Source organism: Ruegeria sp. I3, assembly GCF_056532525.1.
Map to the genome: position 1 here is coordinate 706,065 of NZ_JBQFNI010000002.1, position 26,047 is coordinate 732,111.

25 protein-coding genes and 3 tRNA genes are annotated in these 26,047 nt (G+C 55.5%); 13 read left to right on the forward strand and 15 right to left on the reverse strand.

What is annotated here, in order from left to right; translation table 11 throughout:
- Window positions 1-40: 40 nt before the first annotated feature.
- The gene (locus ACR0L9_RS07890) at window positions 41-184 is read left to right on the forward strand and encodes a hypothetical protein (RefSeq protein WP_010439846.1); all 144 of its coding nucleotides are present in this window, start codon (window positions 41-43) and stop codon (window positions 182-184) included.
- 81 nt (window positions 185-265) lie between these two features.
- A complete protein-coding gene (gene gap / locus ACR0L9_RS07895; protein WP_170510534.1) occupies window positions 266-1,270 on the forward strand; it encodes a type I glyceraldehyde-3-phosphate dehydrogenase in 1,005 nt (334 codons plus the stop codon).
- Here the strand turns inward: gap and coaD are convergent.
- From coaD to ACR0L9_RS07910, 3 genes are all read right to left on the reverse strand, one after another.
- Window positions 1,262-1,753: a pantetheine-phosphate adenylyltransferase gene (coaD, locus tag ACR0L9_RS07900; RefSeq protein ID WP_170393190.1), complete on the reverse strand. Its 492-nt coding sequence runs from the start codon at window positions 1,751-1,753 to the stop codon at window positions 1,262-1,264. The genes gap and coaD overlap by 9 nt on opposite strands.
- A gap of 82 nt (window positions 1,754-1,835) precedes the next feature.
- A complete protein-coding gene (locus ACR0L9_RS07905; protein ID WP_170405529.1) occupies window positions 1,836-2,273 on the reverse strand; it encodes a CBS domain-containing protein in 438 nt (145 codons plus the stop codon).
- A 61-nt stretch (window positions 2,274-2,334) separates the two neighbouring features.
- A complete protein-coding gene (locus ACR0L9_RS07910; protein WP_170625962.1) occupies window positions 2,335-3,237 on the reverse strand; it encodes a LysR family transcriptional regulator in 903 nt (300 codons plus the stop codon).
- Window positions 3,238-3,341: 104 nt separating this feature from the next.
- Here ACR0L9_RS07910 and ACR0L9_RS07915 point away from each other — a divergent pair, with 104 nt between their 5' ends.
- Both ACR0L9_RS07915 and ACR0L9_RS07920 read left to right on the forward strand, forming a co-directional pair.
- Window positions 3,342-4,841: a CoA-acylating methylmalonate-semialdehyde dehydrogenase gene (locus ACR0L9_RS07915; RefSeq protein WP_170421406.1), complete on the forward strand. Its 1,500-nt coding sequence runs from the start codon at window positions 3,342-3,344 to the stop codon at window positions 4,839-4,841.
- 188 nt (window positions 4,842-5,029) lie between these two features.
- Window positions 5,030-5,629 carry a L,D-transpeptidase gene (locus ACR0L9_RS07920; RefSeq protein ID WP_170393194.1) on the forward strand — a complete coding sequence of 200 codons (600 nt, stop codon included), beginning with the start codon at window positions 5,030-5,032 and terminating at the stop codon, window positions 5,627-5,629.
- Window positions 5,630-5,709: 80 nt separating this feature from the next.
- On the opposite strand, the gene ACR0L9_RS07925 is transcribed toward ACR0L9_RS07920, so the two are convergent.
- Together ACR0L9_RS07925 and ACR0L9_RS07930 are read right to left on the reverse strand one after the other, a co-directional pair.
- Window positions 5,710-6,186, reverse strand: a complete 477-nt coding sequence (locus ACR0L9_RS07925) for a fasciclin domain-containing protein (protein WP_170662452.1) — start codon at window positions 6,184-6,186, stop codon at window positions 5,710-5,712.
- A gap of 71 nt (window positions 6,187-6,257) precedes the next feature.
- The gene (locus ACR0L9_RS07930; RefSeq protein WP_480895366.1) at window positions 6,258-7,109 is read right to left on the reverse strand and encodes a class I SAM-dependent methyltransferase; all 852 of its coding nucleotides are present in this window, start codon (window positions 7,107-7,109) and stop codon (window positions 6,258-6,260) included.
- A gap of 135 nt (window positions 7,110-7,244) precedes the next feature.
- Between ACR0L9_RS07930 and ACR0L9_RS07935 the strand changes: the two genes are divergently transcribed.
- Window positions 7,245-8,360, forward strand: a complete 1,116-nt coding sequence (locus ACR0L9_RS07935; RefSeq protein ID WP_170393197.1) for a carboxylate-amine ligase — start codon at window positions 7,245-7,247, stop codon at window positions 8,358-8,360.
- A 2-nt stretch (window positions 8,361-8,362) separates the two neighbouring features.
- Here the strand turns inward: ACR0L9_RS07935 and ACR0L9_RS07940 are convergent, their stop codons facing one another.
- Complete coding sequence (locus ACR0L9_RS07940; RefSeq protein WP_480895367.1) at window positions 8,363-9,223, reverse strand: hypothetical protein; 861 nt, start codon at window positions 9,221-9,223, stop codon at window positions 8,363-8,365.
- Between the two features lie 159 nt (window positions 9,224-9,382).
- Here ACR0L9_RS07940 and ACR0L9_RS07945 point away from each other — a divergent pair, with 159 nt between their 5' ends.
- From ACR0L9_RS07945 to mmsB, 3 genes are read left to right on the forward strand one after another with little or no spacing between them, the layout of a single operon-like run.
- Window positions 9,383-10,525: an acyl-CoA dehydrogenase family protein gene (locus tag ACR0L9_RS07945; protein WP_480895368.1), complete on the forward strand. Its 1,143-nt coding sequence runs from the start codon at window positions 9,383-9,385 to the stop codon at window positions 10,523-10,525.
- Between the two features lie 8 nt (window positions 10,526-10,533).
- Window positions 10,534-11,574, forward strand: coding sequence for an enoyl-CoA hydratase/isomerase family protein (locus ACR0L9_RS07950; protein ID WP_480895369.1), 1,041 nt, complete (start codon window positions 10,534-10,536; stop codon window positions 11,572-11,574).
- Between the two features lie 3 nt (window positions 11,575-11,577).
- Entirely contained in the window at window positions 11,578-12,450 is an 873-nt protein-coding gene (gene mmsB, locus ACR0L9_RS07955; protein ID WP_480895370.1) for a 3-hydroxyisobutyrate dehydrogenase, read from the forward strand.
- Window positions 12,451-12,524: 74 nt separating this feature from the next.
- Here mmsB and uvrA read toward each other — a convergent pair whose 3' ends face one another.
- From uvrA to ACR0L9_RS07975, 4 genes are all read right to left on the reverse strand, one after another.
- The gene (gene uvrA / locus ACR0L9_RS07960; protein WP_223118103.1) at window positions 12,525-15,383 is read right to left on the reverse strand and encodes an excinuclease ABC subunit UvrA; all 2,859 of its coding nucleotides are present in this window, start codon (window positions 15,381-15,383) and stop codon (window positions 12,525-12,527) included.
- 105 nt (window positions 15,384-15,488) lie between these two features.
- Window positions 15,489-16,031: a methyltransferase domain-containing protein gene (locus tag ACR0L9_RS07965; protein ID WP_170510563.1), complete on the reverse strand. Its 543-nt coding sequence runs from the start codon at window positions 16,029-16,031 to the stop codon at window positions 15,489-15,491.
- A gap of 126 nt (window positions 16,032-16,157) precedes the next feature.
- A tRNA-Asp gene (locus ACR0L9_RS07970) sits at window positions 16,158-16,234 on the reverse strand.
- 52 nt (window positions 16,235-16,286) lie between these two features.
- A tRNA-Asp gene (locus ACR0L9_RS07975) sits at window positions 16,287-16,363 on the reverse strand.
- Between the two features lie 213 nt (window positions 16,364-16,576).
- Here ACR0L9_RS07975 and ACR0L9_RS07980 point away from each other — a divergent pair.
- Window positions 16,577-16,651: transfer RNA gene (locus ACR0L9_RS07980), tRNA-Val, on the forward strand.
- A 75-nt stretch (window positions 16,652-16,726) separates the two neighbouring features.
- On the opposite strand, the gene ACR0L9_RS07985 is transcribed toward ACR0L9_RS07980, so the two are convergent.
- Window positions 16,727-16,954 (reverse strand): hypothetical protein, encoded by a 228-nt coding sequence (locus tag ACR0L9_RS07985; RefSeq protein ID WP_170405503.1) that lies wholly within the window; start codon window positions 16,952-16,954, stop codon window positions 16,727-16,729.
- 248 nt (window positions 16,955-17,202) lie between these two features.
- On the opposite strand from ACR0L9_RS07985, the gene ACR0L9_RS07990 reads away from it, so the two are divergent.
- Window positions 17,203-18,789: an APC family permease gene (locus tag ACR0L9_RS07990; RefSeq protein ID WP_170635659.1), complete on the forward strand. Its 1,587-nt coding sequence runs from the start codon at window positions 17,203-17,205 to the stop codon at window positions 18,787-18,789.
- 51 nt (window positions 18,790-18,840) lie between these two features.
- On the opposite strand, the gene lon is transcribed toward ACR0L9_RS07990, so the two are convergent.
- The 4 genes from lon to ACR0L9_RS08010 form a co-directional block, all read right to left on the reverse strand.
- Window positions 18,841-21,249 (reverse strand): endopeptidase La, encoded by a 2,409-nt coding sequence (gene lon / locus ACR0L9_RS07995; protein WP_170393206.1) that lies wholly within the window; start codon window positions 21,247-21,249, stop codon window positions 18,841-18,843.
- Window positions 21,250-21,482: 233 nt separating this feature from the next.
- Window positions 21,483-21,893 carry a DUF6636 domain-containing protein gene (locus tag ACR0L9_RS08000; RefSeq protein ID WP_170405494.1) on the reverse strand — a complete coding sequence of 137 codons (411 nt, stop codon included), beginning with the start codon at window positions 21,891-21,893 and terminating at the stop codon, window positions 21,483-21,485.
- Window positions 21,894-21,985: 92 nt separating this feature from the next.
- A complete protein-coding gene (tgt, locus tag ACR0L9_RS08005; protein ID WP_480895413.1) occupies window positions 21,986-23,116 on the reverse strand; it encodes a tRNA guanosine(34) transglycosylase Tgt in 1,131 nt (376 codons plus the stop codon).
- Window positions 23,117-23,179: 63 nt separating this feature from the next.
- Entirely contained in the window at window positions 23,180-24,091 is a 912-nt protein-coding gene (locus ACR0L9_RS08010; protein ID WP_480895371.1) for a nucleoside hydrolase, read from the reverse strand.
- 175 nt (window positions 24,092-24,266) lie between these two features.
- Between ACR0L9_RS08010 and ACR0L9_RS08015 the strand changes: the two genes are divergently transcribed.
- From ACR0L9_RS08015 to ACR0L9_RS08025, 3 genes are all read left to right on the forward strand, one after another.
- Window positions 24,267-25,157, forward strand: coding sequence for an SPFH domain-containing protein (locus tag ACR0L9_RS08015; RefSeq protein ID WP_170393209.1), 891 nt, complete (start codon window positions 24,267-24,269; stop codon window positions 25,155-25,157).
- Complete coding sequence (locus ACR0L9_RS08020; protein ID WP_170405488.1) at window positions 25,157-25,435, forward strand: NfeD family protein; 279 nt, start codon at window positions 25,157-25,159, stop codon at window positions 25,433-25,435. Before ACR0L9_RS08015 ends, ACR0L9_RS08020 begins: the two co-directional genes overlap by 1 nt.
- A 95-nt stretch (window positions 25,436-25,530) precedes the next feature.
- Window positions 25,531-25,893 carry an SUF system Fe-S cluster assembly protein gene (locus ACR0L9_RS08025; protein ID WP_170393211.1) on the forward strand — a complete coding sequence of 121 codons (363 nt, stop codon included), beginning with the start codon at window positions 25,531-25,533 and terminating at the stop codon, window positions 25,891-25,893.
- Window positions 25,894-26,047 lie beyond the last annotated feature (154 nt).

The following is a 26,047-nucleotide window of genomic DNA, read 5'->3' on the forward strand; positions in this document are numbered from 1 at the left end:
TCAGGTTATCTGAGCGGGCATTTACGTTCAGGGCGCAGAAATGACAAATCAAATCGCCATCTGGCTTGGAATCCTAATTCTGGGCGGTCTGATGCTGGACGTGGCACTATTCGGCACCGAACACCTGCTGTTCCTGGGCAAGAAGCTCTACGATTTCCTGGATTGGCTCGCCTTCTGGCGCTGACAGAGGTTTTTCTTGACTTTCGCGCCAATCTGGCTTTGTTAGCGCTAACCATCTATGGACCATGTTCTGACGGAGCGCATTATGACACTCAAGCTGGCAATCAATGGATTTGGACGGATCGGGCGCGGCGTTCTTCGGGCCGTCATGGAATCTGGACGTACTGATGTTGAAATCATCGCAATCAACGATCTGGCAAAGCCCGAAATGAACGCACATCTGTTCGAGTTCGACAGTGTGCATGGACGCTATTCCAAACCCGTAACTCTGACTGATGCAGGTCTGGATGTGGGTGCTGGGCCCATCCGGCTGACCAGCGAGCGTGATCCCGAAGCACTGGACTGGTCTGATGTGGATGTGGTTCTGGAATGCACCGGTGTTTTCCGGACCCGTGAAGCAGCTGAGCGGCACCTGAAAAACGGATCAAAGAAAGTATTGATCTCGGCCCCTGCCCGTGGCGACGGCGGCGTGAAGACAGTCGTGTTCGGCGTAAACGATCATGAGCTAACTGCCGACGATATCGTTGTTTCCAATGCCTCGTGCACCACCAACTGCCTGTCGCCGGTCGCGGCGGCTTTGGACGCAGGACTGGGAATCAAACACGGCAACATGACCACAGTTCATGCATACACGGCCAGCCAACCGGTTCACGACACTGCGGGTAAAGACCCCTACCTGTCGCGCGCAGCAGCACTGTCGATGATTCCGACGACAACTGGCGCGGCATCGGCTGTTGGTCTGGTTCTGCCGCAGCTTGCTGGTAAGTTGACCGGGCAAGCCATTCGTGTCCCAACGCCCAATGTCTCAGTCGTTGATCTGGTTGCTGAGGTTTCGCGACCGACGTCCGAAGAAGAGGTCAATGCCCTCTTTGTAGAAGCCGCCGCCAAAATCCCCGGCGTGCTGGCGGCCGAGAATCGCCCCTTGATCTCGATCGATTTCAACCACGACTCGCATAGCTCGACGGTTTCACTGGCTGAAACCAAAGTAACTGACGGCACATTGGTTCGGGTGCTTGCATGGTACGACAACGAATGGGGCTTCTCGAACCGGATGCTGGATACAGCCGCCGCGATGGGCGCGCTATCCTAACCGCTCTTTCAAGGCGGAATTGACGCGGGGCGTGACGAATTTTGACACGTCCCCGTTCAATCTGGCGATTTCTTTGACCAGTTTCGACGCAATGGCTTGATGCCGTGCCTCCGCCATCAAGAACACGGTCTCAATCGAGTCGTCCAACGCGCGATTCATCCCAACCATCTGGAATTCATACTCGAAATCCGCAACCGCACGCAGTCCGCGCACGATGATCTGAGCGCCTACATCGCGGGCGCAATCGATCAGCAGGTTTTCAAACGGATGCGCGACAATCTCGGTGCCAGTCTGCTCGGTTAGATGGGCGCATTCGGCCTCGATCATCGCGACACGCTCTTCCAAAGAAAACAGCGGGCCCTTGTCCCGGTTGATAGCAACACCAATGACGAGCTTATCCACCAGCGCAGCCGCGCGGCGAATAATGTCTATATGACCCATGGTGATAGGGTCGAAAGTACCGGGATATAATCCAACCCGCATTGGGCTCTCCAGCGCAACAATATTTCTGCGCAAGCAAACATAACTTTGCCGCAGGTGCAAGAGGCTGAAACAGCCCCCGCGTTCAATGCCCCATGATCATGCCCTCAAGCGCGTCTTTTTCCATAGCAAGTTCAGCAAGTTGCGCCTTGACCGCATCACCCAGCGTAACGATGCCGACCAGTTTGCCATCTTCCAATACAGGCATGTGGCGAAATCGTCCTTCGGTCATCTGGGACAGGATAGACTCAACAGTATCCTGCTGGCTGGCGGTCACAAGTTGCTTGGTCATATAGTTGCTAACGGGTTTATCCAAGCATCCGCTGCCGCTGGCAGCCAACTCGCGAACAATGTCTCGTTCGGATAAAATGCCCGCTGCCGTCTGCCCCCCATCCTCGGAAATGACCACAGTACCAATCCGCTTTTCCGCAAGAATCTCGGCAGCCTGAGAAACGGATGCCGTTGGCTCGACCGTCTCCACACCGCCGCTGGCCTTGGATTTGAGAATGGCCTGTACAAGCATAAGCGAAAACCTCCGGAATTACGTACTGTTTTCCAAAGCGTTGCCGGAATGTGTGAATGTGTCAAGGTGAAGCTTCGCGCTCAAGCCGCGCTACTTCGTCCCGTATTCCGCGCGTCAACGCCTCGGCAAAGCGGTTCAACCGCTCATTGCGCTGATCGCCCTGATGGCGGACCAGATAGAACCCCCGGGTCAGACTGACCTGATCCGTCAGGATTTTCTGCAATCCCCGATGGAACGGCAATGTGAAATCATGTGCCACGCAGACCCCTGTTCCCAGCGAAACTTGTCGCAGCTGAACGGAAACAGAGTTTGATGCAAGCGCGACACGTTCAACACCAATGTCGTTGAGATAGTCCAGCTCGCGGTCGAAAATCATGTCCGGAATATAGCCTATCATCCGATGCCCTTTTAGATCCTCGATGGATCGAATTTCGGCGTGACGACTCAGGTATTCCTTCGTTGCGACCATATGCAGCCGATAGTCGGATATCTTCTGCACCAGCAGTTTCCCTGCGGTGGGCGCACTGACTGTTACCGCCATGTCGGCCTCTCGCCGGGATAGGTTGATGATGCGCGGCAACGCCAGGATCTGAATGTCGAGATCAGGATTGGCATCGCTGATCTTGGCGCAGACCTGTGGCAACAGGTAATTGGCACTTCCATCCGGGGCACCAATTCTGATCTGACCGCTTAGCGATTTGGCAGAGCCTGACATGACACCAGTCGCAGCGCGCATAGCCTCTTCTGCCTGCAGCCCATGCTCCATCAGGCGTTGTCCCGCAGTCGTCAACACATAGCCCTGCTGTGATTTCGTGAACAACACCGCATCCAATGCCGCTTCGAGCCGCGCGATTCTGCGCCCGACAGTCGCCGGGTCGATCTTGAGAATCCGCCCCGCCCCTGAAAGGCTTTCATCGCGCGCGACCGCCAGGAAAACCCGCAAATCATCCCAATTCGGCGTCATGCTCTACCCTTTGCATTTTTGCAAAACTGATTTGAAATATTGCCTCTGTTCAGGTGATTTTCGCAAGTCTATTCTTCGCGCAACTTAATCCGGAGGAGTTTGCAATGCAGAACCTGACCCATTTCATCAACGGCGAAAATGTCGCTGGCACATCTGGCCGCTTTGACAATGTATTCAACCCAGCAACGGGTGAAGTGCAGTACCAATGCCCGATGGCCAGTGTCGCCGAGACCACCGCTGCGATCGAAGACGCTGCAGCAGCTCAGGTCGCTTGGGGCGCAACCAACCCGCAGAAGCGCGCGCGCGTTATGATGGCGATGGTTGGCTTGATGAACCGCGACATGGACAAGCTGGCCGAGGCTCTCAGCCGCGAGCACGGCAAAACCATCCCGGACGCCAAGGGTGATCTGCAGCGTGGTCTGGAAGTGATCGAGTACTGCATCGGCGCGCCCCAGATGCTGAAAGGTGAGTTCACCGACAGCGCGGGCCCGGGCATCGATATGTATTCAATGCGTCAGCCGCTGGGCGTGGTCGCTTCGATCATGCCATTCAACTTCCCCGCAATGATGCCGCTTTGGCACGTTGGCCCGGCACTGGCCTGCGGCAACGCAGTTGTTCTAAAGCCGTCCGAGCGCGACCCCTCTGTTCCATTGATGCTGGCAGAGCTGTTTGTCGAAGCTGGTCTGCCCAAGGGCGTGTTCCAAGTCGTAAACGGTGACAAAGAGGCCGTGGACACCCTGCTGGACAGCGAAATCATTCAGGGCGTGTCGTTCGTGGGTTCAACTCCGATTGCGCAATACATCTATGCTCGTGCAACCGCCAACGGCAAACGGGCGCAGTGTTTCGGTGGTGCCAAGAACCACATGATCGTTATGCCTGACGCCGATCTGGATCAGGCTGCTGATGCGCTGGTCGGTGCAGGTTTCGGCGCGGCTGGCGAACGCTGCATGGCAATCTCGGTGGCCGTGCCTGTGGGTGAAGAAACCGCAGACGCACTGATCGAAAAACTGATCCCTCGCGTGGAGAAGCTGAAAGTTGGCCCCTACACAGCGGGCGACGACGTAGACATGGGTCCGGTTGTTACTGCTGCCGCGAAAGAGCGTATCCTTGGCCTGATCAACTCGGGCGTTGAGCAGGGCGCGAAGCTGGTTGTCGACAACCGCGACTTCAGCCTGCAGGGCTATGAGGATGGCTTCTTTGTTGGCCCGCACCTGTTCGACAACGTCACTCCCGACATGGATATCTACAAGCAAGAGATCTTTGGCCCGGTCCTGTCGACCGTCCGCGCGGGTTCTTATGAAGAGGCGCTGAAACTGGCGATGGATCATGAATACGGCAACGGCACTGCGATCTTCACCCGCGACGGTGATACGGCGCGCGACTTTGCCAGCCGTGTGAACATCGGCATGGTCGGCATCAACGTTCCGATCCCGGTTCCGCTGGCCTACCACACTTTTGGCGGCTGGAAGAAATCGATGTTCGGCGACCTGAACCAGCACGGTCCGGACAGCTTCAAGTTCTACACCCGCACCAAAACAGTGACATCGCGCTGGCCGTCGGGCATCAAGGAAGGTGGCGAGTTCAACTTCAAAGCGATGGACTGATCATTCAGCTTACAAATCAGGAAACCCGGCCCTACATGGGTCGGGTTTTTTCGTGCCTGCGCCAGTTGCTGCCTGATCGCCTACCTCACAAGAAATTCAGAGGTCGCCCTCTGGAAAAAGCAGGCATTCACTAATATTTTATTGGTAATTCAACTATCCGAGCAGCTCATAACTCCCTGGAGGCAACCTTGTCCCAAAATCGTTTTACCCGTCGTCACGCCCTTTTGGGCGCTGCATCGCTGATTGCGGCCCCTGCTATCGTGCGCGCTCAAAGCACTGATGCTTTCCCACAGACCGAGGAAGCAATCAGTACGCAGCTTCCAGTACGTCGTAACGTTTCATCGTTCTCGCAGCAGAATTGGCAGGATCACTTTGACGAGTTGGGCGTCGGCGCATTGTTGGCCGATATCACCAGCCGGGCTGTTCATTACTGGGGGCCGGATGGAACCTACAAGCTGTACCCCAGTTCTGTCCCGATGAGCGAAGAGCTGACCAAGCGCGGCTATACCAAAGTCACACGCAAGGCGGAGAACCCAAGCTGGACACCAACCCCATCAATGCGCGAGCGCGATCCCTCGTTGCCAATTCGCATGGAGGGTGGTGAACCTGGAAACCCATTGGGAACTCGCGCTATGTATCTTGGCTGGCCTGCCTACCTGGTTCACGGCACCTATGATACCCGCAAGATTGGACGTCAGAGCTCGTCCGGCTGTATCGGTCTTTATAACCAGCACGTTGAAGAGCTGTACCCGCTGGTAAAGGTCGGTACTCAGGTACGTTTGGTCTAAACGGCGAGTTTCTACACGAAACACAAAAAAAAGCCCCGTCCATCAGGAACGGGGCTTTTGTTTTCGTGAAGGTGGTAGATTTATTCAGGAATGATCACTTCGTCGACAACGTGGATGACGCCGTTGCTGGCTTCGATGTCGGCCTGCACAACTTTGGCACCATTAACTTTCACGCCATTTTTCGCGTTCACGCTTAGTCGGTCGCCTTGCACGGTCAGAACCTTAGCGCGCTTTCCTGCAATGTCGCCGGACATCACTTTGGCTGGCACGACATGGTAGGTCAGGATCGACACCAACTGGTCCTTGTTTTCTGGCAGAAGTAGGGTTTCAACAGTGCCTTCAGGCAGAGCTGCAAAAGCCTCATCCGTGGGTGCAAAGACGGTGAAGGGCCCATCGCTTTTCAGCGTATCAACCAGGCCCGCGGCCTGAACGGCAGCAACCAGGGTGTTGAATGACCCGGCAGCAACTGCGGTATCTACGATATCAGCGGCCTGTGCCTTGACGGGCAGTGCAAGTGCAAATGCGGCGGCAGCGCCCATGAATGTGCGGCGGAACATGGCTGTTAACTCCTCTCCAGCTTGTTATGGAAAGGGTTACGGGCCTGGGTTCGAACCGGATCACACAGAAATCAATTTTCTTTGAGCTGAACCCAGATGCTCTGCGCACGGCCCTCTTCTAGAAACGGCAGCGCTGCGACGGCGTCGGGGCGATCCTGCTGCAGGTAATATCCGGGCCAAAGCATTGAATAGAAACCGGATTGCAGCAAGGCGTGCAACATGTACTGCTCACCCCATCCTGGGCAGTCATAGAAGAACCGTTTGGGATATTCATAAGGCAGAAAAACATCGTGGACATGAATGACAACGCCGGGTTTCAGCGCCGGAATGATCCGACAGAATAGATGGGCGACATCGTTGCTCATCCGAACCACATGGCTTGAATCGATGAACAGAACATCCCCAGCCTCAAGCTGATCGAACAGCGCGGGATCTACTTCTTCCAGTCGCTTCTGCTCAAACTGATCGACGACTTGAGCGATATCTGCGCGCGGGTACGGATCAATTGCCGTGATCGTCGTATCCAGCCTGCCATCAATGATCGCCTGCCGCGTCACGCGGGTAGAGTTCCCGCAGCCGACCTCGATCACGCGCTTGGGCTGAAAGCGGCGGATCATCAAGTAAAGCGCATCCGCATCCGGGCTATCGTAATATCCATTGCCGGTGTGATAACCGGTTTGGTTTCGCACCGGATCCTTCAAAGCTGCAAGCGCATCGGCATGGCGCGTATACTCTTCGACAAGTTGCGCGATATCGAATCCGTCCATTCCCGGCGACAGGGCATAAGCGGGCATGGTCAATCCCCCTGCCCGTTCGAACGCTTCCAGCCGCGCCCGTTCATCCTGTTCCGTAACCTTGTCGATCAGCTTGACGCCCAACTCATCTAGGGCTGCATTGATCTGCGGAAATTTTCTGGGTTTCACGAGGACGGCTCCACATTGCGTTGCGCCCGCTCTTTACCTGTGCACGCAGGACTTCCGCAAGAACCGACAGGCCAAACCCTTGGCAAAACGCTAATTTCCGTATTCACTGATGTGAATTGACCAACGAGGACCGCCATGCAGCAGGAATTCACGATCGGCATTGAAGAGGAATACCTGCTGGTCGATCAAGACAGTCTGCAGCTCGCCGAGGCGCCCGCAGCATTGATGGAAGCTTGTCAGGCAGATTTCGAAGGCCAGGTCAGCCCGGAATTTCTGCAGTGCCAGATCGAAGTCGGGACCCGCCCACATGCTACGATCAGATCGGCGCGCGAAGATCTAAAGCGCCTGCGTTCTTGTGTATCAAAACGTGCGTCCGAGTATAATCTGGCTCCGATCGCGGTCTCTTGCCATCCGTTTGCGAACTGGAAAGATCAACACCATACACGGAAAGAACGCTATGACGCCCTGCAGCATGCTTTGGGCGGCGTGGCGCGGCGGATGCTGATCTGCGGAATGCACGTGCATGTGGGCGTCGAAGATCAAGCCTTGCGCGCCGACCTGGTACCCCAGCTTTCTTACTTTCTGCCCCATCTGCTGGCGTTGTCGACCTCGTCTCCTTATTGGAACGGCGAAGATACCGGGCTTTCCTCCTATAGGCTCACCGTGTTCGACAATCTGCCCCGGACCGGTCTGCCCCCGGTGTTCAGCAGTTGGGGCGAATACGAACGCACCACCGGCGTGCTGGTCGAACTCGGCGTGATCGAGGACACCTCTAAAATCTGGTGGGACCTACGTCCATCTCACCGGTTCCCCACCCTAGAAACACGCATCATGGACGTACAGCCAAGGCTTGAACATACGCTTTCGCTTGCAGCGCTAGTGCAGGCGCTGACCCGGATGCTGTGCCGCCTGAAAGACCGCAATCTTCGTTGGCGGCAATATGATAAGTTTCTGATCGGCGAAAACCGTTGGCGCGCGCAGCGCTACGGTGTGGGCGAAGGTCTGATCGATTTCGGTGATCGCTCAATCAAGCCGATGGCTGAACTGATCGGAGAGCTGATGGGCATGTTGGCCGAAGACACCGAGGCATTGGGCACCATGACCGAACTCGCCCGACTTCGGCAGATCGCAGAAAATGGCACCTCCGCCACCCGCCAACGCCGTGTTTACGCTGAAGCTTTAGCGCGCGGGGATGATCCGGGCATGGCGGTGGTCAAGCACCTGATCGAGGAATTTCACGCCGACCTATAAAGTCAAACCGCCGCCAAAATCTCCTTGATCCGGTCCGCTACGGGTTCATACAAATCGCGATCCGTCCAGTATCCGTTATGCGAAAGCGGGTTCCACGACGTAAAGATTTTGCCCGCATTGATCGGCTTATCCTTCAAGGCCCCACTTTGAGCGAGCTGTTCATAGCTTGGCGCGCTTTTGCCCAAAGGAAAACCCAAAACATCATGCTTGTCATAGTAGTTTCGCCACCAGGTCGAAAACTGCAACGTAGGCGGCAGCGCGCGGTTCGGGGCCATGATCGGAAAAATCTCATTCTCGGGATATGCGAACAGAAAAATCGGAATATTGCACCCAAACGTCACGAGGCCAGCAACGGTTTTCATGTTTTCAACATCTGTCGGGTGAACCGGTGAACCACCCTGGCGCAGATGTCTTTGCATGTCATAAATATAGTTCGACATTATGTGCCCACCCAGCGAATGCGCCAGGATCAGTACAGGCCCCTGTGGTCCGACCTGGTATTTGACGACCCCCATCACATTCTCGATTTTCTTGTGGATCGCCTCATAGATCTTATCGCCATCATCCGGAGTTGGTCGGTAAGAAGCAGCATCCGACAGATTGCACACTACAAACTCGCGCAGCTTGTCGTATCCTAGGCTGCGGTTGACCTTACGCAGATATGCCTTTTGCCGCCCTTGCAGGATCTGTGCCCAGACCACCTCGTGCCAGATCACATCATCCATATCCGCGCCGACCCGGTTCGAAACGCGTCGTTTCAGCCCTTTGGAAAACGTTGGGGTCGTGGATGGGGGCTGGTTCTGAGGATTGTACTGGCTGCCCATGCCGTGAATCGCGATAACAGCAAGCTTGTGTGACGACATAAGAATACTCCGTAATGATCAAGAAAGCAGAATTCCCGCAGTATACCTCACCGTCCAGAAATCCCCTAAATCGCCGGGTTTGCCGTCATTGAAAAATTTCTGTAAGGATTGAAGAATAAAACGCTCGTTCAATTCTATAGCCATCAGGAAGCACACGTCATGGATTTCGCGCTGACCGAAGAACAAACGGCCATTTTCGACATGGCCTACGCCTTTGGCCAAGACCACATCGCCCCCTTCGCGCGTCAGTGGGAAGCAGACGGAACCATCCCCAAAGAGCTTTGGCCCAAAATCGGCGAACTAGGATTTGGTGGACTTTATGTCTCGGAAGAGGCTGGTGGTTCGGGTTTGACGCGATTGGATGCGACACTGGTGTTCGAAGCGCTATCGATGGCCTGTCCCTCGGTCGCGGCGTTCCTGTCGATTCACAACATGTGCGCCAAAATGCTGGACAGCTTTGGCAGTGACGATCTGAAGGCCCGCATCATGCCAAGTATCCTCAGCCTCGAAACCGTCCTCAGCTATTGCCTGACGGAACCCGGATCGGGATCAGACGCCGCAGCATTGAAAACGCGCGCTGAACGGACCAATGAAGGCTACACGCTCAACGGCACAAAAGCGTTCATTTCCGGCGGCGGCTATTCGGATGCCTATGTCTGCATGGTGCGCACGGGTGAAGACGGCCCTAAGGGGATCTCTACCGTCTATGTCGAAGACGGCACACCCGGCCTGAGCTTTGGTGGTCTGGAGCAGAAAATGGGTTGGAAAAGCCAGCCAACCGCGCAAGTTCAGTTTGACGATTGCAAAATTCCATCCAGCAATCTGGTCGGGGCTGAAGGCGACGGTTTCAAATACGCGATGATGGGGCTGGACGGTGGCCGCCTGAACATCGCCTCCTGCTCGCTGGGGGCAGCTCAGAACGGTCTGGACATGACGTTGCAATATATGTCCGAGCGCAAGGCCTTTGGACAATCGATCGATCAGTTTCAGGCGCTGCAGTTCCGACTGGCAGATATGGAGATTGAGCTGCAGGCGGCGCGCACATTCTTGCGTCAGGCAGCGTGGAAACTTGATCAGGGCGCACCGGACGCCACAAAATTCTGTGCGATGGCCAAGAAATTCGTAACAGAAACCGGATCGAAGGTTGTGGATCAGTGTCTGCAATTGCACGGCGGATACGGCTATCTGGCTGATTATGGCATCGAGAAACTGGTGCGGGATCTACGTGTGCATCAAATTTTGGAAGGCACGAACGAGATCATGCGCGTGATCGTTGCGCGCCAGATGCTCTCCAATCGCTGAGGTCTTTGATGTCCGATATCGACATTCGCACCACAGGCCGTGCCGGGCGCATCACGCTGACACGACCACACGCCCTGAACGCCCTTAGCTATGAGATGTGCATGGCCATCGATACCGCTCTGCGCAACTGGCGTGAGGATGATCAAGTCGATCTGATCATTCTCGATGCCGAAGGCGACAAAGCCTTTTGCGCTGGCGGAGATATTGCCGAGCTTTATGCAACCGGCACCAAGGCGGACTATGCTTATGGCCAAACGTTTTGGCGCGACGAATACCGCCTGAATGCCTTGATTTTTGAGTACTCAAAACCAGTGATCAGCTTCCTGCAAGGTTTCACCATGGGTGGCGGGGTTGGCATCGGGTGCCATGGCAGCCATCGAGTGGTTGGAGAAAGCTCAAAGATCGCGATGCCGGAATGCTCAATCGGGCTGGTTCCTGATGTGGGCGGATCGCTGATGTTGGCGCTGGCGCCGGGGCGATTGGGCGAGTATCTGGGCACCACCGGCCACCGCATGGGGCCCGGAGATGCGATCTATGCCGGGTTTGCCGACCATTTCATTCCCCAAGAGCATTGGGCGGGGCTGATAGACCAGTTGGAAGCCTCTGGACGGGCGGAACTGGTGGATGAGCATGCAGTGCCCGCACCGGATAGCCCCTTGGCTGAAATGCAGGGCGAGATCGACAGGCTATTCAGCGGAGAAAGCCTTAGCGATATCCTGAACAGCTTGCGTAACGATGACACAGAATTTTCGACGAAAATTCTCGGCACCCTGCAGCGAAACTCTCCTATCTCCATGGCTTGTGCTGTCGAGATGTTGCATCGGCTGCGCGGAACCGGCCTGACATTGCAAAAAGCGCTGGATCTGGAGTACCGGTTTACTTATCGCGCGATGGAGCATGGCGATTTTCTGGAAGGCATTCGCGCCCAGATCATCGACAAGGATCGCAACCCGAAATGGCAATTTGCTGATTTGGATGTGCCTGCAGTCGCGGTGTCCAAGATGCTGCAACCGCTCGGTGCGGATGCATTAAGCTTTTCAGAGGAGTAAGGGATGAAAATCGCATTCATAGGGCTTGGCAACATGGGCGGCCCGATGGCGGCCAATCTGGCGCGCGCGGGCCATGACGTCATCGGCTTTGATCAAGTTGATGTCGCCATCGAAGGCGTTTCCATGGCGTCCTCTGGCGCCGCTGCAGCTGCGGAAGCCGACGCCGTCATCACCATGCTTCCCAACGGGCAGATTCTGCGCACTGTGGCCAATGAAGTCGTCCCGGCAATGCAAGACGGTGCGGTTCTGATTGACTGCTCTACGGTCGATGTCGACAGCGCCCGCGCGGTGGCGCAGCAAGCTGCTCAGGCTGGTCTGCTATCAGTCGATGCACCTGTATCCGGCGGGATTGGTGGGGCCGCTGCAGGCACTTTGACCTTTATGGCCGGTGGATCTGACGCAGCTTTTGCCAAGGCGGCTCCGTTATTTGAAATCATGGGGCAAAAAGCGGTTCACTGCGGTGAAGCTGGCGCGGGTCAGGCCGCCAAAATCTGCAACAACATGATTCTCGGCGTGACGATGATCGCGACCTGCGAGGCATTTGCGCTTGCTGATAAATTGGGATTGGATCGACAAAAGATGTTCGATGTCGTCAGCACGTCCTCAGGGTACAGCTGGACAATGAACGCCTATTGCCCTGCCCCAGGCGTTGGACCCCAAAGCCCATCCGACAATGACTATACCCCTGGTTTCGCCGCCGAGCTGATGTTGAAAGATCTACGCCTCAGCCAACAGGCCGCCGAAAGTGCGAATGCCGATACGCCCATGGGACAGGTTGCGACAAAGCTCTATGAATCGTTTGTCGAACACGAAGATGGCTTGGGGCGCGATTTCAGCGCCATGCTGCCACGTTTTGAGAAGCGGTCCAGAGACTGAACAACCTCAGAACGCAGCGCTCTACGAAGCACCAGAGAAGAAAATTCGCAGCATTTTCTTCTCTCGCTCTGTTCCTATTCGGCAGCTACGGCTTGCCCATCCAGCATTGGCTTCAAATAACGCCCAGTGTGGCTACGCTCACATTCAGCGACGTCTTCGGGCGTACCCTCAGCCACAATCTGACCTCCGCCATCGCCACCTTCCGGGCCAATGTCGATTATCCAGTCGGCGGTTTTTACGACATCGAGATTATGTTCGATGACAACAACAGTATTTCCTTGGTCGACCAGTTCGTGCAGGACTTCCAACAGTTTACGTACGTCCTCGAAATGCAGACCCGTTGTGGGTTCGTCCAGAATATACAGCGTTCGACCCGTTGATCGCTTGCTCAGTTCTTTAGAGAGCTTTACACGCTGCGCCTCACCACCGGAGAGCGTGGTCGCCTGTTGACCAACTTTGATGTAGCCGAGCCCAACGCGAGCCAAGGCATCCATCTTGTCACGGATCGATGGCACCGCTTTAAAAAACTCCTGCGCATCTTCCACTGTCATATCAAGTACATCCGCGATGGACTTACCCTTGAACTTGATCTCAAGCGTCTCACGGTTATATCGCGCGCCTTTGCAGGTTTCGCAGGTGACATAAACATCAGGCAGAAAGTGCATCTCGATCTTGATGACGCCATCACCCTGACACGCTTCGCACCGGCCGCCTTTGACGTTAAAGCTGAACCGCCCGGGCTTGTATCCACGCGCTTTGGCTTCTGGCAACCCGGCAAACCAGTCTCGGATCGGGGTGAAAGCCCCGGTGTAAGTCGCTGGATTTGAACGTGGAGTCCGGCCAATGGGTCGCTGGTCTATGTCGATCACCTTGTCCAGATGCTCAAGCCCTTTGATCGTTTCACAGGGCGCCGGTGTCTGGCGAGCGCCGTTCAACCGCATCGAGGCGGTTTTGAACAAAGTCTCAATCGTCAGCGTCGATTTTCCACCGCCAGACACACCGGTCACACAAACAAATTTTCCGAGCGGAAATTCGGCCGTCACGTTCTTGAGGTTGTTTCCCGTCGCCTTAACAACGGTCACTTTCTGCTTCTTTCCCTTTCGCCGCTCAACTGGCACCGGGATCTCGCGTGTGCCCGAAAGATATTGACCGGTGATCGAGGCCGCATCGCCGGCGATATGCTCGGGCGTACCGTGGCTGACCACCTGTCCGCCATGCACTCCTGCACCGGGACCGATATCAAACACATAATCCGCCTCGCGAATGGCCTCTTCGTCATGCTCAACGACGATGACCGTGTTGCCCTGGTCACGCAAATTCTTAAGCGTTCCCAGCAAACGATCATTGTCGCGTTGGTGCAGACCAATCGATGGCTCGTCGAGCACATACAATACCCCGGTCAGGCCCGAGCCGATCTGGCTCGCCAGACGGATACGCTGACTTTCACCTCCGGACAGGGTGCCACTTGAACGAGACATCGTAAGATATTCTAATCCAACATTATTCAAAAAACCCAACCGCTCGCGAATTTCCTTGAGAATTGCGCGCGCGATCTCGTTCTTTTGTGCGCTCAGATGATTTGGGGCATCCTCAACCCAGGCCAGCGCCTCGCGGATCGACATTTCGACGACCTGCCCGACGTGCAAACCCGCGATCTTGACGGCCAGCGCCTCAGCACGCAGACGGTAGCCTTTGCATGTGCCACAGGGTCGGTTGTTTTGATAGCGCTCGAATTCTTCGCGAATCCAGGCGCTGTCAGTCTCGCGATAGCGGCGCTCCATGTTGGGGATGACGCCTTCAAAGCTTCGGGTAACCTGATAGACGCGGCCACCTTCATCATAACGGAACTGGATCTCTTCATCACCAGACCCGCGCAGAAACACCTGCTGGACTTTCTTGGGCAAGTCCTTCCAGGGAGTGTTCTTGTCAAACTCGTAATGTCGCGCGATAGCTTCGATCGTTTGCAGAAAATACGGTGATTTACCCTTCCGCCAGGGCGCAAGCGCCCCGTCATAGAGTTTCAATGTCTGGTCCGGCACGACCAGACGTTCATCAAAGAACAGTTCGACCCCAAGCCCGTCGCAATCGGGGCAAGCCCCAAAGGGCGCGTTGAATGAGAACAGGCGCGGCTCGATCTCGGGGATGGTGAACCCACTGACCGGGCAGGCAAAATTCTCACTGAATGTGATGCGTTCGGGGTCGCCCTCTTTCGGTGCGGTTTCGAGGATTGCGATCCCGTCCGCCAGATCCAGTGCGGTCCTTAGGCTGTCGGCCAGGCGTGTTTCCATGCCCTCTCGTACCACCAGACGATCAACGACGACGTCGATATCGTGGCGGAACTTCTTGTCCAGTGTCGGAGGCTCATCCAATTCATAGAACTCACCATCTACCTTGACGCGTTGAAAACCCTGCTTGCGCAGCTCAAGGAACTCTTTCCGATATTCACCTTTCCGATCACGAACGATGGGGGCCAGCAGATAGCCGCGCGTGCCCTCCTCCATCGTCATGATCCGGTCGACCATGTCCTGCACCTGCTGTGCCTCAATCGGCAATCCTGTGGCCGGGCTGTAAGGCGTACCAGCACGGGCAAAGAGCAAGCGCAGATAGTCGTAGATCTCGGTTACGGTGCCCACGGTCGAACGCGGGTTTTTTGAGGTCGTTTTCTGCTCGATCGAAATCGCGGGGCTTAGTCCGCTAATGTGATCCACATCGGGCTTCTCCATCATATCGAGGAACTGGCGCGCATAGGCCGACAGGCTTTCGACATAGCGGCGCTGCCCTTCGGCATAGATCGTATCAAATGCCAAAGAAGACTTACCCGAGCCCGACAGGCCAGTGATCACCACCAGCTGATCCCGTGGGATGTCGACATCAATGCTCTTGAGGTTATGCTCGCGCGCACCGCGCACCTCGATATTCTTCAGCTCAGCCATTCAGGCCCCCAACAACCAACGTCACTCAGAGATAGGCGAGAGCGGCTGAGTCTCCAACCAAAAAATTAGAACAAAGTAAGAACAGGCGATTTTTCGACACTCGGCTTAAGCACTGGTTTTCTTAGCCAGAGCCCATGCGCAGATTGGAAAATCGGGATCGTTCTCCAAATTGTCTGTCTCAGGGTCATAAACAGGAGGCCATTCAAGTTCGAGATTGCGCAAAGCGGCATGCCGATTGCCCCACTGTTCGGCCCGGATGAGATCCGGGTCGAACCCACACTCAGTGAGCAGGTTTTTCAATCCGCGCGCAGACCAGCGCGAACAGTCATGCGGAGCGGCGTGAAACGGAATGAAGAACGGGACGGCCAGCCAGAAATACCCTCCGGGCCTTAGCATCTCTAGCACGTTCAGCGTGGCTTCAACCGGGCGATCCAAGTGCTCCCACACCTGATTGGCCAAAACCAGATCGACCTTTCGCACCTGCTGCTGCTTGTCCAGAACGGGTCCGGTGCAGATATCATGTTGCTTGTGCCAAATCTGTTCATAGCTGCAAAATCCAAATTGCTTACCCCACGAACCAGAAATCTCAATGACATCAAGTGTTTCCGGCTTCAGGCCGCGGACCCACTGCCGGCTGCGCCGTGCCATGATAACTCGATTTAGACTGGTCACTGCTTGCCCCTGATGTTTTGCAGGCAATAAACCATAAGATCAGTAAGATGTCGGCACAAAAAACGCCCACAAGGGCGTATGACTTTCTAAATCGAAGGAAAATGGCGCGGTTGACGGGGCTCGAACCCGCGACCCCCGGCGTGACAGGCCGGTACTCTAACCAACTGAGCTACAACCGCGCATTTAGGGTCTATGTGCGATCCGTTTGCCCGGATCAAAGGCTGGCAGCGATGGCGCGGTTGACGGGGCTCGAACCCGCGACCCCCGGCGTGACAGGCCGGTACTCTAACCAACTGAGCTACAACCGCCCACTGCCCGTTCATCTCTGAACGTTGGGGTGTATTATGGCTACACCCCGGCATCGTCAAGCGGCGTTTTCAAGTTTTTTGCTCGAACCTGATTTTTTCCGATCTATCCGACTTGGCGGTCATTGGGTGAAAACCGGATTCCGTCTGACGCGCTGCAATTTGAACGCTTTGAACTTGCGGAGAAACACAAGCCGCTGTATCAAACGCCGCTATGGGTGATTAGCTCAGTGGTAGAGCGCTTCGTTCACATCGAAGATGTCAGGAGTTCAAATCTCTTATCACCCACCATATTATTCAAATGCTTATGCGGCATAGTTGAAGCGTTTTGGAGCCATTTGGTTCAACGCTGCGAGCACAATGCTGTCATCCTCCGACATACACGCCGGATTTAGGACGATAAAAAACCTTTTGGTCATGCAGACGCCCCAGAAGGTCGTGTGCCTTGCGCACAAAGTCTTCACGGGTTTCCCGTTCTTCTACCCTCTCGTCAACAGGGACATTCGATCTGGACGCTATGGCATGACGCATGGCCTCTTCGATTATATCCATATCTTCGACCGAAAGCTCGAACATATCATTGTACAGAGGCATCCTGGGTTCTCCTACCTTGGCACAGACGACCAGCGTGCCTCATGTACCGAGTCGATTCCACTTCAAATACCTATTGCCGGCGATCGCGTTTCGAAGAACACGCCCAGCAGGATTTAGAAGATGAATCGGGCAGACCTCGTTTTCGCGAATTTTCTGCATGATATGTGGCACTTGCCATGTTTCCCGTGGCCTGCTTATCCTGATGTCATAGCCACCAATAAGGCACCCCTCTTTGGGCGAGAAATAACATGGCGAAACTGAAGCGGGAAATTGGCCTGGTCGGCCTGACCTTCATTTCGGTTGGAGGAATCATTGGGTCAGGCTGGCTTTTCGGCCCCCTACTCGCCGTGCAACACGCAGGCCCCGCCGCGGTTCTTTCTTGGATTATTGGCGCCGTTGCGATGTTCATACTGGCAATAACCTTCGCCGAGATTTCAGCGATGTTACCTATCCCAGGCGGAATCGCACGCGTCCCTCAGTTCTCACACGGCAACATCGTGTCGATGGCGATGGGATGGACGGCCTGGATTGGCTACAACACCACCGCTCCGATCGAAGTTGAAGCCATGCTTAAATACCTCGCGCCCTACGCGTCATGGCTCCACGCCGCGGATACCGGCGAACTGACCGGCGCTGGTGTTTCGGTCGCCTTGCTGTTCATGTTGCTGTTCGTCGCTGTGAACGCACTGGGCGTAAAATTTTTTGCACAGGTAAATGCAACGCTGACCTGGGCCAAGATTGCCATTCCGATAGTATTGTCCGTGTTGTTGATCGCGACCCGCTTTGACGTGCAGAATTTCTCCGCCCCTGACGGTTTCGCCCCCTACGGCCTGAAAGGCATCATGGCCGCAGTATCAACCGGTGGGGTGATCTTTTCCTTTATAGGTTTCCGACATGTTGTTGATATGGCAGGAGAAGTTCGAAACCCAAAATTCGACATCCCGGCCGCTCTGGTTCTATCCATTGTATTATGTGCCTTGATCTACCTTGGATTACAGGTGGCCTTTATCGGCGCGCTTGATCCCGCGATGATCCGCAATGGTTGGGCAAGCCTCAACTTTGGCGGACAAGGTCCCTTGGATGGCGTCATAATGTCTGTCGGAATATTGTGGTTCCTCAGCTTGCTGAACGTCGGGTCAGTCATCGGCCCGTTTGGCAATGGGTTGGTTGCAACAGGATCGAACGCTCGTATCGCTCTGGCCCTGTCGCAAAACGGGTTCCTGCCGAAACGTTTGCAGATCTTGTCATCGTTCGGAGTACCGCTTTGGGCCTTGGCTCTCAACTTTCTGATTGGCACTCTGTTTTTACTGACGGTCCCGTTCGCAACCGTAATCGCCCTGAACGGGGCCGCCATTGTGCTTTCGTTCGCGGTCGGCCCAATCGCCGTGGTGTGCTTACGCGATCTGATGCCTGACCGCCCGCGCTCAATCCGTATTCCCGCCGTCAAACTTGTCGGGCTCACGGCCTTCGCGATCTCAACCCTGATCGTCTACTGGAGCGGATGGGACACGGTCTGGAGGCTGGGAATTGCACTGCTCATCGGCATGGCGCTGCTGCTGATCCGCTTTCACAATCGGCTCGATGAAATGGACGCAACCGAGGCGCTTTGGCTGATGCCCTATTTCTGTGGTTTGGGGCTGATTTCTTACATGGGTCAGTTTGGAGAAGGCGCGCAAAAGCAGATCCCGTTTGGTTGGGACATTGTGCTGTGTGCGGCATTTTCAGCGGTGATTTTTGCGCTCGCCGTACGCTCGGCGCTGTCAGACAAAAAATTCCAGGCTTACATCGAAAACGAAGAGGTGCTGGACCCGGCCAAACCTGTCATTGGACTTTGAACAAAAAAAGGCGGGGAATGACCCCGCCTTTCTAATTAATCTGTTTCAGGCTTAGTGGGCTGTTGCCGACGGTCCTGCCCCTTCGGCCGCCTTGGCGGCAGCGGCAGCGGCCTCTTCAGCGGCCTCATCCCACTCAATTGACTCGGGCTTACGTATCAACGCTTGCTCCAGTACCTCCGAGACGTGTTTGACCGCGATGATCTCCAGCCCTTCTTTCACGTTGTCGGGGATATCCGCCAGATCCTTCTCATTCTCTTCGGGAATGAGGACAGTCTTGATCCCGCCACGCAGGGCAGCCAGCAGTTTTTCTTTCAGCCCGCCAATCGGCATCGCGTTGCCGCGCAGCGAAACCTCGCCGGTCATGGCGATGTCCTTGCGCACAGGAATACCGGTCAGGACCGAAACAATCGAGGTCACCATAGCCAAGCCCGCAGACGGACCATCCTTTGGCGTCGCACCATCGGGCACGTGCACGTGGATATCGATTTTGTCGAACTGCGGCGGTTTAACCCCGATCTGAGGCGAAATTGATCGGACGTAAGACGACGCCGCGTCGATCGATTCCTTCATCACATCGCCCAGCTTACCAGTGGTCTTCATCCGCCCTTTGCCGGGCAGTTTCAGAGCCTCGATATGCAGCAGATCACCACCGACCGAAGTCCAGGCCAAGCCAGTGACTACACCAACCTGATCGTCCTGTTCAGCCAAGCCATAACGGAACTTGGGCACTCCAAGAAAATCATCCAGATTGTCGGGCGTCACCTTTACGGTCTCCGCCTCTTTCTTGATGATCTTGGTCAACGATTTCCGCGCCACTTTGGCGATTTCGCGTTCGAGGTTCCGCACACCCGCCTCGCGGGTATAGGTGCGGATGATCGATTGCAGCGCCTCATCGGTCAGCTCAAACTCCTTGGCTTTCAGACCATGGTTTTTGACCTGTTTGTCGATCAGGTGTTGCTTGGCGATCTCGCTCTTTTCCTCTTCGGTGTAACCGGCCAGCGGGATGATCTCCATCCGGTCTAGCAGAGGCCCAGGCATGTTGTAGCTGTTAGACGTGGTCAGGAACATCACGTTGGACAGGTCATATTCGACCTCAAGATAATGATCCATGAACGTGTTGTTTTGTTCCGGGTCCAACACCTCCAGCATCGCCGAGGCTGGATCGCCACGGAAGTCCTGCCCCATCTTGTCGATTTCATCGAGCAGGATGAGAGGGTTTGTGGTTTTCGCCTTCTTCAGCGCCTGAATGATCTTGCCGGGCATCGACCCGATATAAGTCCGACGGTGGCCACGAATCTCAGATTCGTCGCGCACACCACCCAGCGAGATGCGAATGAATTCGCGCCCCGTGGCTTTTGCGACCGATTTACCCAGCGAGGTTTTACCCACACCCGGAGGGCCAACAAGGCACAGGATCGGGCCTTTCAGTTTTTTCGAGCGCTGTTGAACCGCCAGATATTCGACGATCCGCTCTTTGACCTTCTCAAGTCCATAGTGATCGGCATCCAGAATGTCCTGCGCGCGACCCAGATCCTTTTTGACGCGGGATTTGGTGCCCCACGGCAGTGACAGGATCCAGTCCAGATAGTTGCGCACAACGGTCGCTTCAGCCGACATGGGCGACATGTTCTTGAGCTTTTTCAGCTCACCCTCGGCCTTTTCGCGCGCCTCTTTCGACAGCTTGGTCTCGTTGATCTTGGCTTCCAGTTCGGCAACTTCGTTGCTGCCGTCCTCACCATCGCCAAGCTCCTTCTGAATGGCTTTCATCTGCTCATTCAGATAGTATTCGCGCTGCGTCTTCTCCATCTGGGATTTGACGCGGGTCTTGATCTTTTTCTCGACCTGCAGAACCGACATTTCGCCCTGCATCAGACCATAGACTTTCTCAAGCCGCTCGCTCACCGAGAGCGTCTCAAGCAGTTCCTGTTTCTGTTCAACCTCGATGCCCAGATGACCTGACACAAGGTCGGCCAACTTTGCAGGCTCGGTGGTTTCACCAACAGCAGCCAGCGCTTCTTCGGGGATGTTCTTGCGCACTTTTGCATAGCGCTCAAACTCGTCCGCGACGGTGCGCAACAGCGCTTCGGTCGTGGTGACATCGCCCGGAATCTCGGTCAGATACTCGGCGCGCGCTTCGAAAAACTGATCGTTTTCAAGGAATTCTGTGATCTGCACCCGCGCCTGCCCCTCGACAAGCACCTTCACGGTGCCATCGGGCAGTTTCAGCAGTTGCAGCACGTTGGCCAGAACGCCCGAGCGGTAGATACCGTCGATTTCCGGATCATCCTCACCAGGATCAATCTGGCTGGACAACAGAATTTGCTTGTCATCCTGCATCACCTCTTCCAGGGCGCGGACCGATTTGTCACGGCCCACGAACAGCGGCACGATCATATGTGGGAAGACCACGATATCGCGCAGCGGCAGGACGGGGTATGAGGAATTCAGAGGCTCTTGCATGCTCTATCCTTATCATTGGCAAGACGGCGCTGGTCCCTGATTCAGGCAACCTTTGGCCATCTCCTGTCTTGGACGATAAAGGTGGGGCACCTGTTCCCCCATTTCAACCTCATCGTCGTTTGTCGTGATGCAGCATGACCGGATGATTTGGGGACTTCAAGGCATCCGACAGACATATCCACCGATTTTAGCGAACCCAGCATTAAAACGGGCAACAAATCATCCAGCGTGGATCAGAACACCCTCTGCTTAGCTCGGGACAAAAAGAAGCCATGACCGACTTCGTTTCTACATTCCAAGCCCTTTTTCGAGGAATGGCAAACGAACCCGCCAAACTCTCCGGTTACGCCGTAGTCTGCACGGTCAAATCCATCCCGGTTATGGCTGACTGGTTGGCACAGCATGCGGACGGCGCCCGTATTGGTCATGAAAAAATCATGTCCCCAGTCCGACTGACAATCCGCCGGGCGCGGGAACGCAGGCGCACCACTCCGCTCAATTATAGTGCAAGACAGGTCCGAAACACTCGCCCCCTGCCCGACGACACACTGAATATTCTCGGACGGGGTTTCGAAGGTCCAGACATCCGCAAGAGATGTCGATGCGCAAAGAACGATTGCGATAGAAACAATAAAGCGAGGCATTGAATCCTCCTGAACAAAACAAATGAAAATGGTAAATAATGCGCGAACAGTATAGCAAAAAATACCACGTTTGTCACCGCAATGGCCACAATCTACAGCGGTTCAATATCGCCTTGCTCCCGAAGCGAGTGGAATTGCGATTGCCACTCTGCGAATGTGCCCTGTGAAATCGCGCCCCGCATTCCCTGCATGATTTCCTGAAAGTAATGCAGATTGTGCCAAGTCAGCAGCATGCCCGAGATCATCTCATTCGAGCGGAACACGTGATGCAAGTAGGCGCGAGAATAACTTGAACACGCGGGGCATGTGCAGTTCTCATCCAGCGGGCGTGGGTCGTCAGCATGGCGGGCGTTCTTGATATTGACCACACCGTAACGCGTGAACACCTGCCCGGTGCGACCCGACCGCGAAGGTAGAACGCAATCCATCATATCTATCCCGCGTGCAACGGCACCTACGATATCATCAGGCTTGCCTACGCCCATCAGATAACGCGGTTTATCCTGGGGCAAGAAGTCAGGCGCATAGTCAAGGCAGCTGAACATGGCCTCCTGCCCCTCACCCACGGCAAGGCCGCCGACGGCGTAGCCTTCAAAACCGACCTGCTTAAGTGCCTCGGCACTTTCTTCCCGAAGATCTTGTTCCAGCCCGCCCTGCATGATCCCAAACAGGGCATGTCCGGGGCGGTCTCCAAACGCTTCGCGCGACCGCGCGGCCCACCGCATCGAAAGGCGCATGGACTCGGCGATACGGTCGCGATCGGCGGGCAGCGCAGGGCATTCATCAAAGCACATGACGATGTCCGAGCCCAAAAGCCGCTGGATTTCCATCGACCGTTCCGGCGTCAATTCGTGCTTCGAGCCATCGACGTGAGATTTAAAGGTCACGCCCTTCTCGGTCAGTTTGCGCAGACCGGCCAGCGACATCACCTGAAATCCGCCAGAATCCGTCAGGATGGGCCGGTCCCAGTTCATGAACTTGTGCAGGCCTCCCAAACGATCGATCCGCTCGGCCGTTGGGCGCAGCATCAGATGATAGGTGTTGCCCAACAGAATATCGGCACCCGTGGCGCGCACACTTTCCGGCATCATCGCCTTGACGGTCGCGGCTGTGCCCACAGGCATGAACGCCGGCGTCCGCACCTCACCGCGCGGCGTGTTGATCACGCCTGTGCGGGCCTTGCCATCGGTGGATTTCAGGTCGAAAGAAAATCGCTGGGTCATGGTAACGCCTTGGATCGCTGAACCGGGCAGGCTTTGCCCGATCTGCAAGGGCATTGCAACCCGTCAGGGCAGCGAGGCTACACGGTCCGTAAACAGGCGCACCACCCCTGCCCCATCGACATCCCGGCACACTCGCACTGGTGGCCGTGCAGGGTCAGGACGAGTCGCACCGATCTCAGCCCCGTCCAACGCCACCTGCAAACCCGTTTCGACCATTTCGAACATCGGTTCATGGGTGCAGGCGATAACGGCAGTCGAGTCATGCAGTCCGCACCCTTCAAGCCCACCGATCTCTTTGTAGAACTTTAAATAGAAGCGCGAGATATCACGCAGAAAACCACCCATGTCAGGGGAACGTTCAGCGAGCGCCTCAAAATCTGCGGTCTCGTAGAGCGTTTTCAGAGTCACATCCAATCCCACCAGAATCGTAGGCGGCGGCGCGGCAAAGACTTCGTCTGCAGCTTTGGCATCGTGATAGATATTCGCCTCGGCATGTTCGGTGATGTTGCCCGGGCAGAATACAGCACCACCCATGATAACGAGCTTGCCAAGATTGTCCGCAAACTCGGGGTCCAATCGCATGGCATCAGCGATATTGGTCAATGGCCCAACCGCACATACAACCAGTTCACCGCGATGGGTGCGCGCCATGTCGACCAGAAACTCGGCGGCAGACAGGGCGTGGTTTTCGCCTATCTCATCAATCTTGGTCAGGTCACCAAAACCTTCGGGGCCATGCACATGTTCCGAAGGTGAATGCGTGGTCTCTCCCAAAGCGAATGGCGCGCCTTGGGCCACGGGAATGCCCAGCCCTAGTTTGTCCACCAGAAACCGCGCATTGCGGCTGGATTGATGCACATGGGTGTTGCCGAACACGGTGGTCAGACCAACAAGGTCAATTTCGGACGCAGCGGCGGCATAGGCAATGGCCATTGCGTCGTCGATGCCGGGGTCTGTATCGATAATCAGTTTCATCCTCGTCCGATAACGCAAACACCAGCGGGATGCAAAGCTGCCACAAAAGGGAATTTCTGGCCGGTATGAACGTTTTCACCGATTTGCATTCCGGCCAGCACAATCCATACCAGAGTTGAAATTGAGCGACTCAATCCCCATATGTATACCATAGTACACAATAAATGAGGACAGTATGATAGAAGACCAGATTATCGGACTGATTACTTCGAACATTATCTACCTGCTGGCAGCGGCGCTTATTGCCATTGTCATCTTCAAGGGCATCAAGATCGTGCCTCAATCCGAGAAATACGTTGTTGAACGGTTTGGCCGCCTGCATTCGGTGCTTGGGCCCGGGATCAATTTTATCGTTCCTTTTCTAGATGTTGCCCGCCACAAGATATCCATCCTTGAGCGTCAGTTGCCAAACGCAACGCAAGACGCAATTACCAAGGACAACGTTCTGGTGCAGATCGATACCTCGGTGTTCTACCGCATTCTCGAGCCGGAAAAGACGGTCTATCGCATCCGCGATGTCGACGGTGCGATTGCAACGACTGTAGCCGGTATCGTCCGCGCCGAGATCGGTAAGATGGACCTGGATGAAGTGCAATCGAACCGGGCGCAACTGATTGAACGTATTCAGGAAAGTGTCGAAACCGCCGTTGACGATTGGGGGATCGAAGTAACCCGCGCCGAGATTCTGGACGTGAACCTCGATCAGGCCACTCGTGACGCGATGTTGCAGCAATTGAACGCCGAACGTGCCCGCCGTGCGCAGGTGACCGAGGCCGAGGGCCAAAAGCGTGCCGTTGAGCTGCAGGCAGATGCCGAACTTTATGCGGCAGAGCAGACCGCCAAGGCCCGCCGAATCTCGGCTGAGGCCGAAGCTTATGCGACTCAGGTCGTGGCAAAGGCCATTCAGGACAACGGGCTGGAAGCGGCACAGTATCAGGTTGCGTTGAAACAGGTGGAATCGCTGAACGCCCTGGGCAACGGCACCGGCTCGCAGACCATCGTTGTACCTGCAAACGCCCTTGAAGCCTTCGGCAATGCCTTTAACATGCTTAAAGGAGGAAAATGATGGCCGATCCTTTCTGGCTGACTTGGTGGATTTGGTTGGCCGGAGCGCTTGCTCTGGGCATCCTTGAGGTCGCGCTGCCCGGCTTCATTTTCCTGGGTTTTGCCATCGGTGCAGCCATTACCGGAGTGGTTTTGCTGATCCCTGGCCTCACGCCATCCCTGCCCGTTCTGCTGTTGATATTTGCTGTTCTGTCACTGGTCGCATGGCTGGTTCTGCGCCGTATGTTTGCCCTGCCGCACGGTCAGGTCAAAACCTTTAAACACGACATCAACGACTGATCTGTCGTGGCGCCCAAATCAGGCGCCACGGCACCTCTGGACGCTGCCCGGCACTTTCCCTATATAATTTCTCAGGTAACAGACCCGAGGCATCAATGACCCACCCCAGTGAACAGTTCGAAGGCAGCCCTCTGATCGCTCCATCGACCATCGATCACCCGCTCTACGAACCCGTGGTCGAAGCTTGCCGGACGGTGTTTGACCCAGAAATACCGGTCAATATATACGATCTCGGTCTGATCTATACGATCGACATCACCGGAGAAAACGCGGTCAAGGTGATCATGACCCTCACTGCGCCAGGTTGTCCTGTCGCAGGCGAAATGCCCGGTTGGATCGTGGAAGCAATCGAACCCGTTGCTGGCGTCAAAGAGGTCGACGTCGAACTGACTTGGGAGCCACCTTGGGGCATGGAAATGATGTCAGATGAAGCCCGGCTTGAGCTGGGTTTCATGTAACTCCCGATTTACTCACAAAAAACATGGCGATGTTACAAAACGGTGTACTGCGTGTTACTTAACCGTTTTCATGTTGTCACAATGCTGGGTCACAAGGACCTCAGGTACTGACCCAGTGATTAAGCATGCTTTTTTCGATCTGCTGGACGTGCTG

Bases quoted from the DNA above. Each gene is read 5' to 3' on its own strand.
- ACR0L9_RS07890 (WP_010439846.1), top strand. From the start codon at position 41: ATGACAAATCAAATCGCCATCTGGCTTGGAATCCTAATTCTGGGCGGT.
- gap (WP_170510534.1), top strand. From the start codon at position 266: ATGACACTCAAGCTGGCAATCAATGGATTTGGACGGATCGGGCGCGGC.
- coaD (WP_170393190.1), bottom strand. From the start codon at position 1,753: ATGCGGGTTGGATTATATCCCGGTACTTTCGACCCTATCACCATGGGT.
- ACR0L9_RS07905 (WP_170405529.1), bottom strand. From the start codon at position 2,273: ATGCTTGTACAGGCCATTCTCAAATCCAAGGCCAGCGGCGGTGTGGAG.
- ACR0L9_RS07910 (WP_170625962.1), bottom strand. From the start codon at position 3,237: ATGACGCCGAATTGGGATGATTTGCGGGTTTTCCTGGCGGTCGCGCGC.
- ACR0L9_RS07915 (WP_170421406.1), top strand. From the start codon at position 3,342: ATGCAGAACCTGACCCATTTCATCAACGGCGAAAATGTCGCTGGCACA.
- ACR0L9_RS07925 (WP_170662452.1), bottom strand. From the start codon at position 6,186: ATGTTCCGCCGCACATTCATGGGCGCTGCCGCCGCATTTGCACTTGCA.
- ACR0L9_RS07935 (WP_170393197.1), top strand. From the start codon at position 7,245: ATGCAGCAGGAATTCACGATCGGCATTGAAGAGGAATACCTGCTGGTC.
- ACR0L9_RS07940 (WP_480895367.1), bottom strand. From the start codon at position 9,223: ATGTCGTCACACAAGCTTGCTGTTATCGCGATTCACGGCATGGGCAGC.
- ACR0L9_RS07945 (WP_480895368.1), top strand. From the start codon at position 9,383: ATGGATTTCGCGCTGACCGAAGAACAAACGGCCATTTTCGACATGGCC.
- ACR0L9_RS07950 (WP_480895369.1), top strand. From the start codon at position 10,534: ATGTCCGATATCGACATTCGCACCACAGGCCGTGCCGGGCGCATCACG.
- mmsB (WP_480895370.1), top strand. From the start codon at position 11,578: ATGAAAATCGCATTCATAGGGCTTGGCAACATGGGCGGCCCGATGGCG.
- uvrA (WP_223118103.1), bottom strand. From the start codon at position 15,383: ATGGCTGAGCTGAAGAATATCGAGGTGCGCGGTGCGCGCGAGCATAAC.
- ACR0L9_RS07965 (WP_170510563.1), bottom strand. From the start codon at position 16,031: ATGGCACGGCGCAGCCGGCAGTGGGTCCGCGGCCTGAAGCCGGAAACA.
- ACR0L9_RS07985 (WP_170405503.1), bottom strand. From the start codon at position 16,954: ATGCCTCTGTACAATGATATGTTCGAGCTTTCGGTCGAAGATATGGAT.
- ACR0L9_RS07990 (WP_170635659.1), top strand. From the start codon at position 17,203: ATGGCGAAACTGAAGCGGGAAATTGGCCTGGTCGGCCTGACCTTCATT.
- lon (WP_170393206.1), bottom strand. From the start codon at position 21,249: ATGCAAGAGCCTCTGAATTCCTCATACCCCGTCCTGCCGCTGCGCGAT.
- ACR0L9_RS08000 (WP_170405494.1), bottom strand. From the start codon at position 21,893: ATGCCTCGCTTTATTGTTTCTATCGCAATCGTTCTTTGCGCATCGACA.
- tgt (WP_480895413.1), bottom strand. From the start codon at position 23,116: ATGACCCAGCGATTTTCTTTCGACCTGAAATCCACCGATGGCAAGGCC.
- ACR0L9_RS08010 (WP_480895371.1), bottom strand. From the start codon at position 24,091: ATGAAACTGATTATCGATACAGACCCCGGCATCGACGACGCAATGGCC.
- ACR0L9_RS08015 (WP_170393209.1), top strand. From the start codon at position 24,267: ATGATAGAAGACCAGATTATCGGACTGATTACTTCGAACATTATCTAC.
- ACR0L9_RS08020 (WP_170405488.1), top strand. From the start codon at position 25,157: ATGGCCGATCCTTTCTGGCTGACTTGGTGGATTTGGTTGGCCGGAGCG.
- ACR0L9_RS08025 (WP_170393211.1), top strand. From the start codon at position 25,531: ATGACCCACCCCAGTGAACAGTTCGAAGGCAGCCCTCTGATCGCTCCA.